Raw genomic sequence first — 16852 nt, 5'->3', positions numbered from 1 at the left:
GCTTGATACAAATTGCCCGCGCGTTCCTGTCCGTCGACGGTCGGCGCCCCACCCCTCCTCCGGCCCCTTCCGAGCCGTCCCTTTCGCATGCCCTGGAACGCCCGTGTTCGCCCCACGCACCACCCTGCCCTGGCCCGTCGTCGCCCTGTTCACGGCCGGGTACCTCGCCCCCTATCTGCTGCCGACCGTGGTCGGCCGACTGGACGCCGGGCTGCCGCTGTCCGCCACCGAGGCCGGAGCCGTCGGCAGTGCGCTGCTGCTCGGTTCGGCCGCCGCCGGTTTCCTGCTCGCCTCCCGCGTGGAGCGGATCGGGGCGCGGACCCTCGCCCGGATCGGACTGACCCTCGCCGTGCTCGGCTACGGCGGTGCCGCCCTCGCCGGTGGGGTGACCGCCGTCATCGCGGGCGCGGTCCTCGGCGGCTTCGGCTCCGGCACGGTCACCACGGTCGCCGCCACCCGGATCGCCGCCCATCCCGACCCGCACCGCGTCTCCACGGCGGGCCTGCTCGGGGTCTCCGCGCTCGCGGGCGCCGTCTATCTGACGGTGCCGCACCTGGGTGCGGGACACGGTCAGCCGCTGGCCGCGATCGCCCTCACCGCGCTCGCCGTCTGGCCGCTGACGGGGCGTCTGCCCGGCCGGGCGGCCCCGGTCCGGACCCGCCGCGAGGACCGGTCGCGGCTGCCCCGGCTGCGGGCCGGACTCGTCCTGGCCGCAGCCATGCCCTGCTGGTCCCTGGTCCAGAACTCCCTCTGGGGCGTCAGCGGACGCATCGGCCTGACCCAGGCGCACCTCACCGAGGCCGGCGTCGGTGTCGTCTTCGCGGTGGCGCTGGGAGCCGGGCTCACGGGGGTGCTGGGCGCGGGGGCGCTCGGGACGCGGCTCGGGCGGGCGGTGCCCATCGGCGCCGGGACCGTCCTGATCGCCGGCTGTGTCGTCGCCAGCGCCCGCGCCACCGGGCCGGTGAGTTTCGCGGCCGGCGAGATCGCCTGGAACACGCTCTACCCGATCGTGCTGTCGTACCTGATCGGACTGGCCGCCTCGCTCGACCCGCGCGGCCGCTGGGCGGTGCTCGTCGGGTCGGCGTCCTCACTGGGGACGGCGGCGGGGCCGCTGACCGGGAGCGTGCTGTCGGCGTGGGCCGGGTTCCCGGTGATGGGACTGCTGCTGGGGGCCGGGCTGCTCGTCGTCGCGGTGCCGATGACCGCCGTCGCCCTGCGCACGGGCGGCGGCCCGCAGGTCGCGGGCTCGGTCCGGCGGCGGGGCGGCACCCCGGAGCCGCAGGTGGTGGAGATTGCGGTGGAGGGCTCGGCGGTACCCGTCCGGGACGCGTACGGCACGGCCGGACCCCGGCGGGCTGGTGCCGCGCCGGGGTCCAGTGCCTGAGGCCGCGCGACCGGCCTGTCGTCGCCCGCTACCCGGCTCGCGCCGTCCTCGCCCGCCGGTGGACGTACCAGCCGGCCGCGGTGAGCAGCAGTGCCAGGCCGGCCACCGTGCCGACGGTGGCGCCGGTGGAGGCGAGACTGCCGCCGGAGGTGGTGCCGGTCGTCGAGGTGCCCGTGCCGCCGGTCCCGCCCGTGCCGGAGCCGGACGTCGTGCCGCCGGAGGTGCCCGAGGTCGAACCGCCGTCCGTGCCGCCGGTGGTGGTGTCGTCGTCGGTGTCCACCGGGTCCTGGCCGACGAACGCGACCGGGACCTTCACGTCCTGGGAGCGGTCGCCGGAGAGGGTGTGGTCGGCGCGGGTGGCGAGGACGCACTTCGCCTTGAAGCAGTCGGTGAACTCGTCCTTCGCGTCCACGGTGAGTTCGACCGAGAAGGTGCCGCCGGTGCCGTACGGGGTGGCCAGTTCCTCGCCGTAGTCCGGCGGATCGGAGGAGATCCACGCCGAGCTGTGCGAACCGCCGGTCATGTCGACGCCGCCGACGCACGGGGTCGGCAGCTCGCCGTCGCCGTTGTCGACGCAGAGCGCGACGTAGATGCCCTTGCCGACGTCGTAGCCGGAGCCGATGACCTTCACCACCTGGCCCTCGGTGGCGAGGTCGTTGACCGGGGTGACGGTGAGCTTCTGACCCGCGGTACCGGTGCCGGTCCTCGTGCCGGACGGGCCGGACGGGGTCTCGCCACCGCCGGTGGTACCGCCGTCGCCGCTCGCCTGCGTGACGGTCAGCGTGATCGGTGACGTGCGGGTGGTGCCCACCGCGTTGGTGAACTCGGCACGGTACCCGTAGCCGTCCTGGCCGGCCTTCGCGGTGAAGGTGTACGCGTTCTTCGTCGCGCCCTCGATCCTCGACCAGGTCTGACCGCCGTCGGGGCTGACGCTCCAGCTCACGGTGGGGTCGGGGGTGCCCTCGGCCGCCGCGACGAAGGTGACCTCGTCGCCGGGGGCGACCGCCTGGTTGGTGGGCGACTGGACGACCTTGGGGGACATCCGGACGTCGAACCTGACGACCTTGCTCTCGGCCGCCTTGGTGACGTAGACGGACGTGGCGCCGGGGGTCACGGCGACGCCCGCGTAGGTGCCGACCCGGACACTGCCCGGCAGGGCGACCGCGGCGGCGGCCGGCTCGAAGGTCGCGCTGTCGAGGATCTCCAGCGAACCGGCGTTGTCCGTGGTGCCGTCGGCGAGGTCCTCGCGCAGCACGAACGCCCGCCCGGTCACCTTGTCGAAGGCCACCGCCATGGCCCGGTCCACGCCGGTCAGGGTGGTCAGCGGCTTGGCGTCCCGGTCGAGGACGAGCACGGACGTCCCGTTGCCGACCCAGACGTTGCCGGTCGCCGGATCCGGCTCGACGAAGGTGAGGACGTCGGGGGTGAGTTCGGCCGTGGCGGTGACCTCGAAGGTGCCGGTGTCGACGCGGCGCAGCACGGTCTTGCCGCCGGCGGTGCCGAGGGACCAGGCGGCGCCGTGGGCGGCGTCCACGCCGAGCTCGCCGCCGCCCTCCAGGGTGACGGTGTCCTTCACGGTGCCGGTGGCGATCTCGACGCGGCGCAGCTCGGGTCCGGCCGCGATCAGCACGGTGGAGGTGTCGGCGTCCTGGCCGACGCCGGTGTAGGTCGCGCCGTTGGCCCAGATGCCCTGCGCGGCCGTGTCGCCGTTCTTGGCGGTGCCTATGCCGCGCAGCGGGTAGTGGAAGACGACGCCGTCGCCGGGGAGCGGGGCGATGATCCGGCGGACCACCCGCGCGGCCATGGCGCCGTTCAGGCCGGGGGCCTGCGCGATGTGGCCGAGCGCGGTGCCGTTCGCCGCGTCCAGGACGTACAGGCCCTGTTCGGCCACGGTCGAGGTGTCGGGGATGTTGTCCGCACCGACGTACAGCTTTCCGGAGTCGGGGTGCAGCAGCAGGTCCAGGGGGCGGCCGGCGTTGGTGCCGGCGAACTCGCCGGCCTTCGCCTCCACATAGCTGACGGTGCCCGCCGGGACGTCCACGCCGTCGCCGTCGCCGCCTCCGTCGCCCGGGCCCTGGCCCACGAAGGAGAGCGGGATGCGGACGTCCTGGGAGCGGTTGCCGGAGCCGTTGTGGTCGACGCGGGTGACGACCGAGCAGGCGACCTGAAGGCAGTCGAGGCCCGCGTCCTTGGCCTTGACGCCGAGGTCGACGTCGAAGGTGCCGCCTTCGCCCCACCGGACGGCGACCGTGCCCGCGCCCTCGTCCGAGGCGTCCCTGGGGATGATCCAGATCGAGGAGCCGCTGTTCCCCGACTGGTCGGCGCCGCCGAGGCAGGGGGTGGGAACGCGGTTGTCGCCGTTGTCCTTGCACACGGCGACGTAGATACCGAGGGTGTCGTCGTAGCCGGAACCCGTGACGCGCAGGGTCTCGCCGTCCGGGTCGAGACCGGCGGAAGCGGAGACCGTGAGTTTCTGGCCGTCCTTGCCGAGCGCCGTCCTGGGGGTGTCGGCGGCCTCGGCGGGTGAGCCGAAGGTGACGGCCAGAGCTCCGGCGGCCACCAGCGCGACGGCTCCAAGGAGCGCCGCGGGACGCCTGAGCCGGGGTCCGGTCGTACCGCCGCGCCGCTGCCGGCCGGTTCTGTCGTCTGTCATGAGGGGTTCCTAGGGTGACGGACGGTCACTGGAAGGTGGGACGAGCCGGACGGGCCGGAACGGGCCGGCCGGGTGACCGGCCCGTTCGACGGCCCGGGTGACCGGCCCGTGCATCCGGTCGGGGCCATGAACGCCTACTGGAAGGTGACCGGGACGTGCACGTCGTACTTGCGGTCGTTGGTGTCGAAGTGGTCGGCGCGCGTGACGACGGCGCACTCGACGTCCTGGCCGCAGACGCTGCCGTCCTCGAGGGTGGCCCGGACGTAGATCTGCACGCTGAAGGTGCCGCCGGTGCCGAACTTGGAACTGTTGGCGAACAGGCCGCCGAAGACGTTGTTGATCCAGTGCGAGGCGCCGGTGGAGCCGGACTCGTCCTGGCCGCCGAGGCACGGGGTGGGCTTGTTCACGCCCGCGGCGCCGTCGACGACACACAGGCCGACGTAGATGCCCTGGCCGGTGTTGTAGCCGGAACCGGTGACGGTGACGACCTGGCCGGCCGCGGACGCGGTGTCGGGGGCCGTCAGCGACAGGTTGTAGGTGGTGCCGCCGTCGACGACGCTGCGGGTCGAGGTGGCGGCCGAGGCGGAGGTGGCCAGGCCCAGGGTGAGGGCGGCGGAGGCGGCGACGGCGAGACCGGCGCGGGCGACGGTGCGGGTGGCGGGGACTCTCATGACGGAAGGCCTCTCTTGTCCGATCCTGCGGGCGGTGCCGCAAGAAGAAACTTAGGTAAGGCAAACCTAAGTACGATCTCCGGTCGTTTGTCAACGGACGGCAAAGAATGCCAACTGACCTGTGTTTTCAGTGATTTCGGGCATGCCGAGGAGCGGACCGACCGGCCCGCTCCTCGCTGCGACTGCGAACGGCGTGACACGCCGCTCAGTGGGGGGCCTCGACCCCGAACCGGGCGCTCGGCGCGCTCCGTTCACCGCCCACGACGGTCAGAACGACCGTGTGCTCCCCCTCGAAGGCATTGGCGTACACCGGGAAACTCCGCGCGATCCCGCCCCGCGCGTCGGCCACCACCTGGTAGCGCGTGTCCCCGTCGATGGCGACCAGCACGACCGCGCCGGGCGTGAACCCCGCGCCGGTGACCGTCTGTTCGGCGCCCGCGGTGAGCGCGGCTCGGGCCACGGCGACGGTGGGTCCCTCCTGCCCGCCCGCCCGCGTTTGCGCTGCGGCGCCCGGGGACGCCTGTGGCGATCCGGCACCCTCCGGGACCGCGGCCCCGGTCTCGCCGACCTCCGCCGCCTCCCCCACCTCTCCCGTCTCCCCCGTCCCCGCTGTCACCTCGAGGACGCCGAGCCCGTCCCCCGCCGTGAACCGCGCCCCGCTCCAGGAGGACAGCAGCGCCGCCCCCTCCGCCGTCAGGGACGCCCGCAGCCCGGTCCAGGTCACCGCGGTCGCCCGTACGACGGGGTCGGCGCCGGCCGTCGCCACCTCGGCCAGGGCCAGCTCGCGCGCCCGCCCGTCGACGACCGTACGGCCGTACAGGGCACCCCCGTCACCGGCGAGCCGCAGCCGCAGCCCGGCGAGGACGAGCGACCGCGCCCCCGAGCCCTCGAAACGGGCCGCGCCGCCCAACTCCATTTCGGCGGAGCCGCTTTCGGGATCGGCGGCACCACCGAGGGCCGGGAACGAGGCGCGGTCCGCGCTCGCATGTACGGCAGGCCGCGTGACGTCGAGCGACACACCCCGGCCGGTCAGCGCGGAGCCGCCCGTGGCCCAGCTCGCGGAGCCACCGGACACCTCGCGCGACAGCGCCTCCCCCTCGGCCCGGACCTGCGCGGCCGCCACGGTCGGACAGCACAGCGCGAACAGGGCGCCGGCCGCCAGGGCCGCGGCGCGCGACCGAACGCCGGGTCTCTTCGCCATCTTCGGTTCTCCCTCGGGTATATGAGGTGGTATCAGCTCGGGTCCGGGGCGCTTCCGGTACGGCGTCGGCGCGCCCAGAACCAGACGCCGGTCCCGGCGCCGACCAGTCCGGCGGCGGTGAGCCCGACGGGCAGCGCGAGGTCGGACCCGGTACTGGCCATCGACCCGTCGGCCGCCCCGTCCGCCGCCTTGGTGGTGCCGGAACCCCCGGTCGCGCCGGACCCGGCCGTCGCACTCGCGCTCGGCGTCGCCGACGCACCGGAACCGCCCGTCGCCCCCGACGCCCCGAACGTCACCGGGATCCGGACCGTCTGGGTCTGGTCGCCGCCCCGGGTGTGGTCGTTGCGGGTGATGACGGCGCAGGTCACCCCGGCGGCGGTGCAGTCGGTGTTGGCGTCCTTGGCGCGCACCTTGAGCCGCACGCCGAACGTGCCCTCGTGCCCACTGCCGCCGTACGGTTTCGCCAGCCCCTCGCCATAGGACGGCGGGTTGGAGGAGACCCACACGGACGCGCCCGACTCGCCGGACATGTCGACGCCGCCGACGCAGGGGGTGGGGGTCTTGCCGGCGCCGTTGTCGACGCAGAAGGCGACGTAGACGCCCTTCTCGGTGTTGTAGCCGGAGCCGGTCACGGTGACCGTCTCGCCCGCCGGATCGAGGCCGGACGACTTGGACACCGTGAGTTTCTGACCCTCGGGACCGGTCGCCGTTCCACCCGCCGCCACGGCCGCCGAGGCCGCCGGGAACAGCAGGACGGACGCCGAGGCGACCGCCAGGGAACAGCCAACTCCGTGGCCGCGCAGGCCACTTGCCGAGATCATGGAACACCCCCACCATGCGAAACTAAGGGAAGGCTAACCTAAACTATTCCTCAACTGTGCACCAGCGGAGCGGAAAGGAAAGGCCATGCGCGCAGCCGGGAGACGCCGGTCCGGAAGATGCCTCGCCGCCCTCGGGCTGGCCCTCGCCGTACTGACGGGGGCCTGCGCGGGAAGCGGCGCGGGAAGCGGGAACGCGGGAGACCGGGACGCAACCCCCACGACCGCGAGCGCGCGGGCCGCCGCCGCGCAGGAACAGCTCGCGAAGAACTCCCTCGTCCCCCTCGAAGGACCGGCCCCCATCCCGAAGTTGCCGGTCACCGTCGACTCCTCCGACGGCCGCCGGGTCACCGTGAAGGACGCCTCGCGCATCCTGCCGCTCAACGGGGGCGTGGCGGAGATCGTGTTCACGCTCGGGCTCGGCGACCGGGTCGTCGGCCGGGACATCACGGCCACCTTCGCGGAGGCTAAGAAGCTCCCCCAGGTCACCAAGGCGCACGACGTGAGCGCCGAGAGCGTGCTGTCACTGAGGCCGACGGTGGTACTGGCCGACACGGACACCGGCCCCGAGGAGGCGGTCGAGCAGATCCGGGACGCCGGGATCCCGGTCGTCGTACTCGATCCGGCGACGAAACTCTCCGACGTCACCACCCGCACCACGCGCATCGCCCAGGCCCTGGGCGTCCCGGCCGCCGGGAAGGCACTCGACGCGCGCATGAGCGCCGAACTCGACGCGGCCCGCGCGGGCGTACCCGAGGGCAGCACGCCCAAGGTCGCCTTCCTCTACCTGCGCGGCAGCGCGGCCGTCTATCTGATCGGCGGCAAGGGATCCGGCGCCGACTCGCTGCTGGCCGCGGCGGGCGCGGTGGACGCGGGCACGGCTGCCGGGCTGGACAAGCCCTTCACCCCCATCACCACCGAGGCGCTCGCCCAGGCCCAGCCGGACGTCATCCTGATGATGACCAAGGGCCTGGAATCGGTCGGCGGCCTCGACGGCCTCCTCCGGATCCCCGGCATCGCCCAGACCCCGGCGGGCATGGACCGCAGGGTCGTCGACCTGGAGGACGGCGTGCTGCTGAGCTTCGGCCCCCGCACGCCCCTCGTCATCGACATCCTGGTCGACCGCATCCACCGGGCCTGACCAGGACGGGTCCTAGAACGTGTAGGCGTCGACCTCCGCGAGATACCGCGCCCGCCGCTCCTCGTCGTCCTCCAGGAAGGAGGCGACGAAGGAGTTGCGGGCCAGCTCGCGCAGCCGCTCCTCGCCCAGGCCCAGGGCGGCGCCCACGGCGTCGAAGTTGTCGCCGGCGTACCCGCCGAAGTAGGCCGGGTCGTCGGAGTTGACCGTGCACAGCAGCCCGGCGTCGAGCATGGCGGGCAGCGGGTGGTCGGCGAGGACGTCGACGGTGCGCAGCCGCACGTTGGACAGCGGGCACAGCGTCAGCGGGATCCGCTCCCGCACCAGCCGCTCGACGAGGGCCGGGTCCTCCATGCACCGGAGCCCGTGGTCGACGCGCTCCACGCCGAGCACGTCCAGGGCCTCGGTGATGTACTCCGGCGGCCCCTCCTCACCGGCGTGCGCGACGCGCCGCAGTCCCAGAGCGGCCGCCGCCTCGTACACCTCGCGGAACTTCACCGGCGGATGCCCGACCTCGGCGGAGTCCAGACCCACACCGGTGATCCGGTCGAGGTGGGGCCGCGCCGCCTCCAGCGTCTCCAGCGCCGACTCGGCGGACTCGTCGCGCAGGAAACACAGGATCAGCCGGGTCGAGATGCCGTGCTCGGCCTCACTGGCGCCCAGCGCGCGCCACAGCCCGTCCACGACCGTGCCCATGCTCACCCCGCGGGCGAGGTGGGCCTGCGGGTCGAAGAAGATCTCCGCGTGCCGCACGCCCTGCGCGGCGGCCCGCGCGAGGTAGGCGTTCGCGAGGTCCTCGAAGTCGCGCTCGGTGCGCAGGACCGCCATGAGCTCGTAGTACAGGTTCAGGAACGACTGGAGGTCCTCGAACTGATACGCCTTGCGGAGCTCGTCCGTGTCGGCGTACGGCAGTGCGACCCCGTTGCGGGCGGCCAGCTCGAAAGCCAGCTCGGGCTCCAGGGTTCCTTCGATGTGCAGGTGCAGTTCAGCTTTGGGGAGGGGCATCAAAGCATCGTACGGCCGTTTTATCGGCGTTTCGGAACCGGCACTCGCAGCAGGTCGTGCGCCACGGTCAGCTCGCCCTCGAACCCGGCCGCCCGCGCCTGCCGCTCGAATTCCTCCGGCTCCGCGTAGCGCTGGCTGAAGTGGGTGAGGACGAGATGCCGCACCCCGGCGTCACGGGCCACCCGGGCGGCCTGGCCGGCGGTCAGATGACCGTGGTCGACGGCGAGTTGCTCGTCCTCGTCGAGGAAGGTCGACTCGATGACGAGCAGGTCGGCGCCGTCGGCGAGCGCGTGCACGCCCTCGCACAGCCGGGTGTCCATGATGAACGCGAACCGCTGTCCGGTCCGCACCTCGCTGACCTCGTCCAGCGACACCCCGCCGATCGCACCCTCCCGCTGGATCCGGCCGACGTCCGGCCCCTTGATGCCGTGCGCGGCCAGCTGCTCGGGCAGCATGCGGCGGCCGTCCGGCTCGACGATCCGGTAGCCGTAGGACTCGACGGGATGGGAGAGCCGCGCGGCTTCGAGACGGTAGGACGCGGTGGTGGCGAGCACGCCGTCCGCGTCCACCGGGACCTCGGTGATGCCGACGGTCTCGCGGTAGGCGGTGGAGTAGCGCAGCCGGTCGAAGAAGCGCTGCCCGGAGCGCGGATAGTGCGCGGTGACCGGGTGCGGGACCTTGTCCAGGTTGATGCGCTGGATGACACCGGCGAGACCGAGGGAGTGGTCCCCGTGGAAGTGCGTGACGCAGATCCGGTTGAGGTCGTGCGCGGCGACCCCGGCGCGCAGCATCTGCCGCTGGGTGCCCTCGCCCGGGTCGAAGAGGAGACCCTCGCCGTCCCAGCGCAGCAGGTAGCCGTTGTGGTTGCGATGCCGGGTGGGGACCTGGCTGGCGGTGCCGAGGACCACCAGTTCACGTACGGACACGGCGGCCTATCCGGGAGGCCAGTGCAGGCCCCGGCCGCCGACGACGTGCGCGTGGGCGTGCCAGACGGTCTGACCGGCGCCCGCGCCGGTGTTGAAGACGACGCGGTAGCTCTCCAGCTTGTCCTCGTCCGCGACCGCCTGCGTCTCGCGCAGCACGTCGGCGGCGAGCTCCGGCGCGCCGGCGGCCAGCGCTGCGGCGTCCCGGTAGTGCGCCTTCGGGATCACCAGGACGTGGGTGGGCGCCTGCGGGTTGATGTCCCGGAAGGCGATGGTCGTCTCGGTCTCCCGCACGATCGTCGCCGGGATGTTCCCCGCGACGATCTTGCAGAACAGACAGTCGTCCTGCGGTTCCCCTGCCATGCGGGTTCCTCCTCAGACGGTTGTGATCAGTACGGGGGCATGGTAGCGGGGGTACGTTGTTCCAGCCCGTCCGGCGTTTGAGGACGAGGCCGTTCAGGCCGAATCGGGGGCCCGGGGGCGGCAGCCCCCGGAGACGGTCACGACGACGCCGGGTGAGCTATGACCCGGGCAGCAGCGGAGGCGTCTTCGCCGGGGTCTCCTCAAGAGCGGCCAGCGCCAGCGAGACCGCCTCGTCCAGCTGGACATCCCGCTCCGCCGCGTAGTCCTGAGGAGCGCAGACCACCTCGACGTCCGGGTCGACACCGTGGTTCTCCACGCCCCACTCGTACCCCTCCAGCCAGAACGCGTACTTGGGCTGCGTGACGAGCGTCCCGTCGACCAACCGGTACCGGCTGTCGATCCCGATCGTCCCGCCCCACGTGCGCGTGCCCACCACCGGCCCGATCCCGAGCGCCTTGATCGCCGCGTTGACGATGTCCCCGTCGGACCCGGAGAACTCGTTGGCGACGGCGACGACGGGCCCCCGGGGCGCGTCCTCCGGATAGCTGGACGCCCGCATCCCGCGCGGCAGGTCCCAGCCGACGATGCGCCGGGCGAGCTTCTCGACGACCAGCTGCGAGGTGTGCCCGCCCCGGTTCTCCCGGACGTCCACGATCAGTCCCTCCCGCGCCACCTCCACCCGCAGGTCGCGGTGGATCTGGGCCCAGCCGGGCGCCTGCATGTCGGGCACGTGCAGATACCCCAGCCGCCCGCCGGAGGCCTCGTGCACGTACGCCCGCCGGTCCGAGACCCACGCGTGGTAGCGCAGCGCCTCCTCGTCCGCGACGGGGACGACGACGGCGTGCCTCGGCTCGCCCCCGCCGGACGGCGAGATCGTCAGCTCGACGACCTTGCCCGCGGTGCCGACGAGCAGCGGTCCGGGCCCGGCGACCGGGTCCACGCTCTGCCCGCCGACGGCGACGACGGCGTCACCGGCCCGCACCGCGACGCCGGGCGCGGCGAGCGGGGAGCGCGCGTCGGGGTCGGAGGTCTCCGAGGGCAGGACCCGGTCGATACGCCAACTGCCGTCCTCGTGACGGGAGATGTCGGCGCCCAGCAGGCCCTGCCGGGCGCCGCCGCCGTGGCCGCCGCGCGGCATGACGTAGGCGTGCGAGGTGCCGAGTTCGCCGTGCACCTCCCACAGCAGGTCGACGAGGTCGTCGTGGGTGGCGACCCGTTCCAGCACGGGCCGGTAGCGGTCCAGGACGCCGTCCCAGTCGACGCCGCCCAGGTCGGGGCGCCAGAAGTTGTCCCGCATGATCCGGCCGGTCTCGTCGAACATCTGCCGCCACTCGGCGGACGGGTCGACGGTGCGGCGGATCCGGCCGAGGTCGACGGTGATGTTGCTGTCGCTGTCCTCGTCGCCGGAGGCGCGCCGGTCGCTCGGGACGACCTTGAGCTTGCCGTCGGTCCACAGCAGCAGCCGCTTGCCGTCGCCGCTGACCTCGAAGCCGTCGGCGTCGGCGGCGAGGTGCTCGATGCGCTGCTGGGCGAGGTCGTAGCGCTCCAGTTCGGTGTGCGGGTCGGGGTCGTCCGGGGTGGCCCGGGAGGCGCCGAGGACACCGCGCACGGGATGCCGCAGCCACAGCACGCCGTCCTTCGCCGCGGCGAGCCCGGAGTACCGGCCGGCCTCCACCGGGAAGGGGACTATCCGGTCGGCGAGGCCTTCGAGGTCGATACGGGTGGTCGGGGTGCCCTCGCTGTCGGGTGTCTCGTCCTTGTCGGGGGCCTCGAAGGGCTTGCCGTGCCGCTGCGGGCCGAAGGGGGACGGGGTCGTCGCCGCGAGGGTGATGAGGTGCGGGCGGGCCCCGGCCACGAAGGAGAGGTCGAAGACGTGCTCGTCGTAGACCGGGTCGAAGGCGCGCGCGGAGAGGAACGCGAGGTGCTTGCCGTCGAGGGTGAAGGCGGGCGCGTAGTCGCGGAAGCGCAGGGGGGTCGCCTCGGTGACCGACAGGTCGGTGACGTTGGCGAGCTTGAGCTGGCTGAGCGGGCGCGGCCCGGGGTGGGACCAGGCAAGCCAGGCCGAGTCGGGCGAGAAGACCAGGTCGGACACCTCGCCGTCGGGGCTGCTGTCGACCTCGCGGACCTCACCGGTCTCCCGCTCGACGAGCAGCAGCCGCCCGTCGTGCGCGGCGACGGCGGCCCGGCTGCCGTCGGGCGCCATCGCGAGCTCCAGGACCCGTCCGAGCCGTCCGGCGGCGAGCCGGCGCGGAGTGGCGCCGGGTGCCGTGCCGGTGGCCGGGGCGAACTCCAGCGCGTCCTCGCCCTCGGCGTCGGTCACCCATACGACCCACTCCTCGCCCTCCGTGCGGAAGGTGCGCGGCAGCCGGGCCCGGACGCCGGGTTCGGCGGCGAGCACGCGGGCGGGTCCGAGGCGGTGGGTCACCCAGTGGACGGCGCCGCGCACCTCCACCGCGCTGCCCCGCGCGGTGTGGTCGGGCGCTGCCCCGCCCAGCCAGCGGGAGGCGGCGACGGGATACGGGCGGCGGTCGGTGCGCTGCCCGCCGAGGCGGATGTCGAGCCGGCGCGGTTCGGCCCCGTCGAGGTCGTCGAGCAGCCACAGCTCACCCGCGGACATGTACACGACCCGGGTACCGTCACCGGCGGCGTGCCGGGCGTAGAAGCCTTCGAGCGGGGTGTGCCGCCGCAGGTCCGACCCGTCGGCGAGGGAGGAGTACAGGGCTCCCGTGCCTTCGTGATCCGACAGGAACGCGAGGCGCTCCCCCGCCCAGACGGGGTGTTCGATGTTGCCGTCCAGCTCCTCGTGCAGCCGGACGAACTCCCCGTCGCCCTCCCGGTCGATCCACAACTTGCCCGCCGTACCGCCCCGGTAGCGCTTCCAGTGGGCGGCCTCGCGCCCCATCGGCGCGGACAGCACCACGGTGTGCGGGCCGTGCGCGACCGTGCCGACCGGCCCGTACGGCAGCGTCGTCGCCGGTCCGCCGTCGACCGGGACGGCGCGGGCCCAGCTGCGGCGCAGGGTCGCCTGGTCGTAGGTGCTGACCGCGAGGACTCGGCCGTCCGGGGTCCAGCCCCGCACCCGGGTCTGCCAGCTCCCCCAGTACGTCAGCCGGGTCGACGGGCCGCCGTCGACGGGGGCGATGTGCACCTCGGGAGCGCCGTCGCGGGTGGAGGTCCAGGCCACGGTGGTGCCGTCGGGCGAGATACGCGGCAGGGTGACCGGCACGTTGTCGGCACTGACCCGCCAGGCGCGGCCGCCGTCGAGGGGGGCCAGCCACACGTCGTCCTCGGCGGCGAAGGCCACCGACTCGCCGTGCAGATGGGGGTATCGGAGGTATGCGGCAGGCGTCGCGGGCTGTGTCACCGAATCACTGTATGCACCGGCGGGACCGCAGGTCAGGGGTTTCGATCACTTCTTTCCGCCGCCCCCGCCCCCGCCTCCGTCCCCGCTCACCGTCTCGGTGACCGTGACGGTCACGGTGACCGTCGGCCGCCCGCCGGGCCGGTCGGAGTCGGACGGCTCGACCGGCGACGGCGTCGCGGACTTGCAGTCGCCGAGACCGCTCACCCGGAACAGTTGCTTCTTCCCGACGACGGCGGTGAGATCCCCGCGCACACAGGCCCCGTCGACCGCCCGCGCGACCTGCCCCTCGACCGTGATGTCCCGCCCGTCGGCGGTCTTCCCCTGGCAGTCCACGGCGGCGACGGTCCCCGCCCTCTCCTGGTCCTCGTACCGAGCCGTGCAGGTCAGCCAGCGCACGTCCACGTCCCGCCGCTGGATCTCGGCCGTCGCGGCCTCGTCGGTGGTGTACGCCACGGACATGCTGCTCAGCCCGCCCGGCTCGCACGCCACGACGCCCACCGCCGCCACGGCCACCGACGGGAGAAGCCAAATGCGCCTCAACGCCCCCATGGACGGCAGCGTGCCACTCGGGCGGGCGGTGCGGTAGCCCGTATGCGGTCACGTTCCGCGCCGGTCCTACGCTGGACGCATGAGCGATCAGCGCCGCCGGAGAACCCTCGTCGTGGACGGGACGACCACCTATGTGTGGACGGTCCGCCACCGGCACGGGGACCCAGGGCCCTGCCAGGAGGTGCTCACCCTCCACCGGGACGGGGTGCGCACCCACATCGTCTTCCAGGACGGTGAAGGGCGTTACGTGGGCAGCGTCGCCTACGGGCACAGCGGCGGGGTGGGCGACCGCCACCATCACCTCAACCTCAACCGACCCGGTGTGGTGCGCGCCTTCGTCGACGAGGCCGTCAAAAGGGAACTGCTGCCCCTGGACGGCGAGTTGGACGGCTGGGAGCTGTTCACCGCCGTCGCGCTCAGCCGCGCAGCAGCAACCACTCCTGAAGTTCCACCAGATTGCCCTCCGGGTCCTTGAGGTAGGCCACGCGCATCCGGTCGGCCATCGGGGCGGGGCCGTGGATCAGGGCGGCGCCGCGGGCGGTGATCCGCGCGCACAGGGCGTCCAGGTCGTCGACGCGCAGGGCCACCAGGGAGCGGTGGCCGTTCGCCGTGTCGCCCAGCTCGCCCAGCACCTCCGCCATCATCTTCCGGTCCTGAATGGCTATTCCCGTCGAACCGGTGGCGGGCGAGAACTTCTCGTACGGTCCCCGCTCCGCCCCCGACTGCGGCTTGAGACCGAGGACGTCGGCGTAGAAGCGGTAGCAGGCGGCGAAGTCGGTGACCAGCAGCCTTACCTGGACGAATTCCACGATGTCCTCCCGGAGGACGGGCGGGGTCAGGACCAGCGACCGGTCCTGCCCAGGATCAGGGACGCGGCCGCCGTACCGGCGGTCGAGGTGCGCAGGACGCTCCGCCCGAGCCGGTACGCCTTCGCGCCCGCCTGCGCGAAGAGCGCCAACTCGTCGGGCGAGACGCCTCCTTCGGGGCCCACGACGAGCACGATCTCGCCCGTGGTGGGCAGTGCGGCGGTGGCCAGGGGCTCGCTGCCGTAGTCACGGTCCTCGTGCAGGACGGCGGCGAAGTCGGCGCGGGCGAGCACCTCCGCCACCTGCCGGGACGTCGACGCGTCGGCGATCTCGGGGAAGCGGACCCGACGGGACTGCTTGCCGGCCTCGCGGGCGGTGGCCCGCCACTTGGCGAGGGCCTTCGCGCCGCGCTCGCCCTTCCACTGGGTGATGCAGCGCGCGGCCGCCCACGGCACGATCGCGTCGACGCCGGTCTCGGTCATCGTCTCGACGGCCAGCTCGCCCCGGTCGCCCTTCGGCAGCGCCTGGACGACGGTGATCCGGGGCTCCTCGGCGGGCTCCTCGACCACCTCCCCCAGGCTCACCACCAGCCGGTCCTTGCCCTCGGCGGCGACGACCTCGCCCCGCGCCCAGCGCCCGGCGCCGTCGGTGAGGACGACCTCCTCACCGGTCCGCAGCCGCTTCACGGAGACGGCGTGCCGGCCCTCGGGACCGTCCAGTACGAACGCGGAGCGGGAGGCGGGGAGTGCGTCGACGACGAAGACGGGCGCCGTCACGAGGCACCGCCCTCACGGGCCTGGAAATCCGACAACGCTGTCCGCGCCTCGGCGATTTCGGACACCAGGACCTCCACCAGTTGCCCGGCGGGCAGCTCGCGGGCCAGCCGGTGTCCCTGTCCCGCCCACAGCGCCATGCCCTGTGCGTCGCCCGCCTTGGCGGCCGCCTTGCGCAGCGGCGAGGTGAGGTGGTGGACCTCCGGGTAGGCGGCGGGCGCGTACGGGCCGTGCTCGCGCAGGAAGCGGTTGACCAGGCCGCGGGCCGGGCGGCCGGAGAAGGCACGGGTCAGCTCGGTGCGTACGAAGAGGGGGTTGGTCAGCGCCTGCTTGTGCACGGCGTGCGCGCCGGACTCGGGTGTGACGAGGAACGCGGTCCCCAGCTGGGCCGCGTTCGCACCGGCCGCGAGGGCCGCGGCGATCTGGCTGCCGCGCATGAGCCCGCCCGCGGCCACGATCGGCAGGTTCACGGACTCGCGGACCTGGGCGATCAGCGCGAGCAGCCCGATGCCGGAGCGGTCGTTCTCCGGGTTGTCCTTGTGGGTGCCCTGGTGGCCGCCGGCCTCCACACCCTGCACGATCACCGCGTCCGCGCCGGCCCGCTCCACCGCGCGGGCCTCCGCGGCGGTGGTCGCCGTGACCAGGGTGAACGTTCCCGCGCGCCGCAGGGACTCCAGCACCTCGGTGCTCGGGATGCCGAAGTGGAACGAGACCACCGCCACCGGGTTGTCCAGCAGCACCGCGAGCTTGGCGTCGTAGCCGTCGTCGCGGCCGCTCTCCGGGTCGCCCAGCTCGGTCTCGTACCAGGCGGCCTCACCGGCCAGCTGGTGGGCGTAGACCTCGACGGCGCCCGTCTCCGCATACTCGGGCTGCGGCATGAAGAGGTTCACGCCGAAGGGGCGGGTGGTGAGGCTCCGCAGCTGCTTGATCTCCTGGTACACGCCGTCGGCCGTCTTGTACCCGGCGGCCAGGAATCCGAGCCCGCCGGCCTCGCACACGGCGGCCGCGAGCCGCGGGAGGGAGACACCGCCCGCCATGGGGGCCTGCACGATCGGATACGGGAAGAGATCGGTCAGTGCGGAGGACATGACGGCATGTTGTCACGTCCTCCGAACAAGTCCGAATCGACCCTTCCCATCGGCACGTGCTTTCACGTGCCGGCAGATCCGGCCCGTCCGGCGATTGAGGACGAGGCCCGTTCAGG

At 73.4% G+C, this 16852-nt stretch carries 15 protein-coding genes; 3 read left to right on the top strand and 12 right to left on the bottom strand.

All coding sequences use genetic code 11. The features are described from left to right. The first annotated feature begins 103 nt into the window (after positions 1 to 103). Positions 104 to 1384, top strand: coding sequence for an MFS transporter (locus OG933_RS28930; RefSeq protein WP_405629566.1), 1281 nt, complete (start codon positions 104 to 106; stop codon positions 1382 to 1384). 28 nt (positions 1385 to 1412) lie between these two features. On the opposite strand, the gene OG933_RS28925 is transcribed toward OG933_RS28930, so the two are convergent. The 4 genes from OG933_RS28925 to OG933_RS28910 all read right to left on the bottom strand — a co-directional run bounded on the left by OG933_RS28925 (position 1413) and on the right by OG933_RS28910 (position 6730). Further along, a complete protein-coding gene (locus tag OG933_RS28925) occupies positions 1413 to 4037 on the bottom strand; it encodes an immunoglobulin I-set domain protein (RefSeq protein ID WP_405629564.1) in 2625 nt (874 codons plus the stop codon). 134 nt (positions 4038 to 4171) lie between these two features. Continuing rightward, positions 4172 to 4708 (bottom strand): hypothetical protein, encoded by a 537-nt coding sequence (locus OG933_RS28920; protein ID WP_405629563.1) that lies wholly within the window; start codon positions 4706 to 4708, stop codon positions 4172 to 4174. A gap of 205 nt (positions 4709 to 4913) precedes the next feature. Further along, on the bottom strand, positions 4914 to 5909 hold the full coding sequence (locus tag OG933_RS28915) for an HtaA domain-containing protein (protein ID WP_405629562.1): 996 nt from the start codon (positions 5907 to 5909) through the stop codon (positions 4914 to 4916). Positions 5910 to 5941: 32 nt separating this feature from the next. Next, complete coding sequence (locus OG933_RS28910) at positions 5942 to 6730, bottom strand: hypothetical protein (RefSeq protein ID WP_405629559.1); 789 nt, start codon at positions 6728 to 6730, stop codon at positions 5942 to 5944. 85 nt (positions 6731 to 6815) lie between these two features. Here OG933_RS28910 and OG933_RS28905 point away from each other — a divergent pair, with 85 nt between their 5' ends. Then, the gene (locus OG933_RS28905) at positions 6816 to 7868 is read left to right on the top strand and encodes a hemin ABC transporter substrate-binding protein (protein WP_405629556.1); all 1053 of its coding nucleotides are present in this window, start codon (positions 6816 to 6818) and stop codon (positions 7866 to 7868) included. Between the two features lie 12 nt (positions 7869 to 7880). On the opposite strand, the gene OG933_RS28900 is transcribed toward OG933_RS28905, so the two are convergent. The 5 genes from OG933_RS28900 to OG933_RS28880 all read right to left on the bottom strand — a co-directional run bounded on the left by OG933_RS28900 (position 7881) and on the right by OG933_RS28880 (position 14069). Next, positions 7881 to 8870: an adenosine deaminase gene (locus OG933_RS28900; RefSeq protein WP_362524705.1), complete on the bottom strand. Its 990-nt coding sequence runs from the start codon at positions 8868 to 8870 to the stop codon at positions 7881 to 7883. A gap of 20 nt (positions 8871 to 8890) precedes the next feature. Then, complete coding sequence (locus OG933_RS28895; RefSeq protein ID WP_405629554.1) at positions 8891 to 9796, bottom strand: ribonuclease Z; 906 nt, start codon at positions 9794 to 9796, stop codon at positions 8891 to 8893. Positions 9797 to 9802: 6 nt separating this feature from the next. Beyond that, positions 9803 to 10156 (bottom strand): histidine triad nucleotide-binding protein, encoded by a 354-nt coding sequence (locus OG933_RS28890; RefSeq protein ID WP_054244874.1) that lies wholly within the window; start codon positions 10154 to 10156, stop codon positions 9803 to 9805. 157 nt (positions 10157 to 10313) lie between these two features. Next, positions 10314 to 13520, bottom strand: a complete 3207-nt coding sequence (locus tag OG933_RS28885; RefSeq protein ID WP_405629552.1) for a S41 family peptidase — start codon at positions 13518 to 13520, stop codon at positions 10314 to 10316. A gap of 45 nt (positions 13521 to 13565) precedes the next feature. After that, positions 13566 to 14069 carry a hypothetical protein gene (locus tag OG933_RS28880; RefSeq protein WP_362524710.1) on the bottom strand — a complete coding sequence of 168 codons (504 nt, stop codon included), beginning with the start codon at positions 14067 to 14069 and terminating at the stop codon, positions 13566 to 13568. A 79-nt stretch (positions 14070 to 14148) separates the two neighbouring features. Here OG933_RS28880 and OG933_RS28875 point away from each other — a divergent pair, with 79 nt between their 5' ends. Beyond that, complete coding sequence (locus OG933_RS28875; RefSeq protein ID WP_362524712.1) at positions 14149 to 14544, top strand: hypothetical protein; 396 nt, start codon at positions 14149 to 14151, stop codon at positions 14542 to 14544. Here the strand turns inward: OG933_RS28875 and OG933_RS28870 are convergent. The 3 genes from OG933_RS28870 to OG933_RS28860 are packed head-to-tail and all read right to left on the bottom strand — an operon-like array spanning position 14486 to position 16736. Further along, positions 14486 to 14878 carry a VOC family protein gene (locus OG933_RS28870; RefSeq protein WP_020127757.1) on the bottom strand — a complete coding sequence of 131 codons (393 nt, stop codon included), beginning with the start codon at positions 14876 to 14878 and terminating at the stop codon, positions 14486 to 14488. The genes OG933_RS28875 and OG933_RS28870 overlap by 59 nt on opposite strands. A 26-nt stretch (positions 14879 to 14904) precedes the next feature. Next, on the bottom strand, positions 14905 to 15651 hold the full coding sequence (locus tag OG933_RS28865) for a 16S rRNA (uracil(1498)-N(3))-methyltransferase (RefSeq protein WP_362524715.1): 747 nt from the start codon (positions 15649 to 15651) through the stop codon (positions 14905 to 14907). Then, complete coding sequence (locus OG933_RS28860; protein ID WP_362524717.1) at positions 15648 to 16736, bottom strand: nitronate monooxygenase; 1089 nt, start codon at positions 16734 to 16736, stop codon at positions 15648 to 15650. Before OG933_RS28860 ends, OG933_RS28865 begins: the two co-directional genes overlap by 4 nt. Between the last annotated feature and the right edge of the window lie 116 nt (positions 16737 to 16852).

Origin of the sequence: Streptomyces sp. NBC_00016 (genome assembly GCF_045040885.1) — a bacterium.
Classification (GTDB): Bacteria; Actinomycetota; Actinomycetes; order Streptomycetales; family Streptomycetaceae; genus Streptomyces; species Streptomyces coriariae.
Note: the sequence above shows the minus strand (reverse complement) of the source record. Positions and strands in the feature narration are given on the sequence as shown.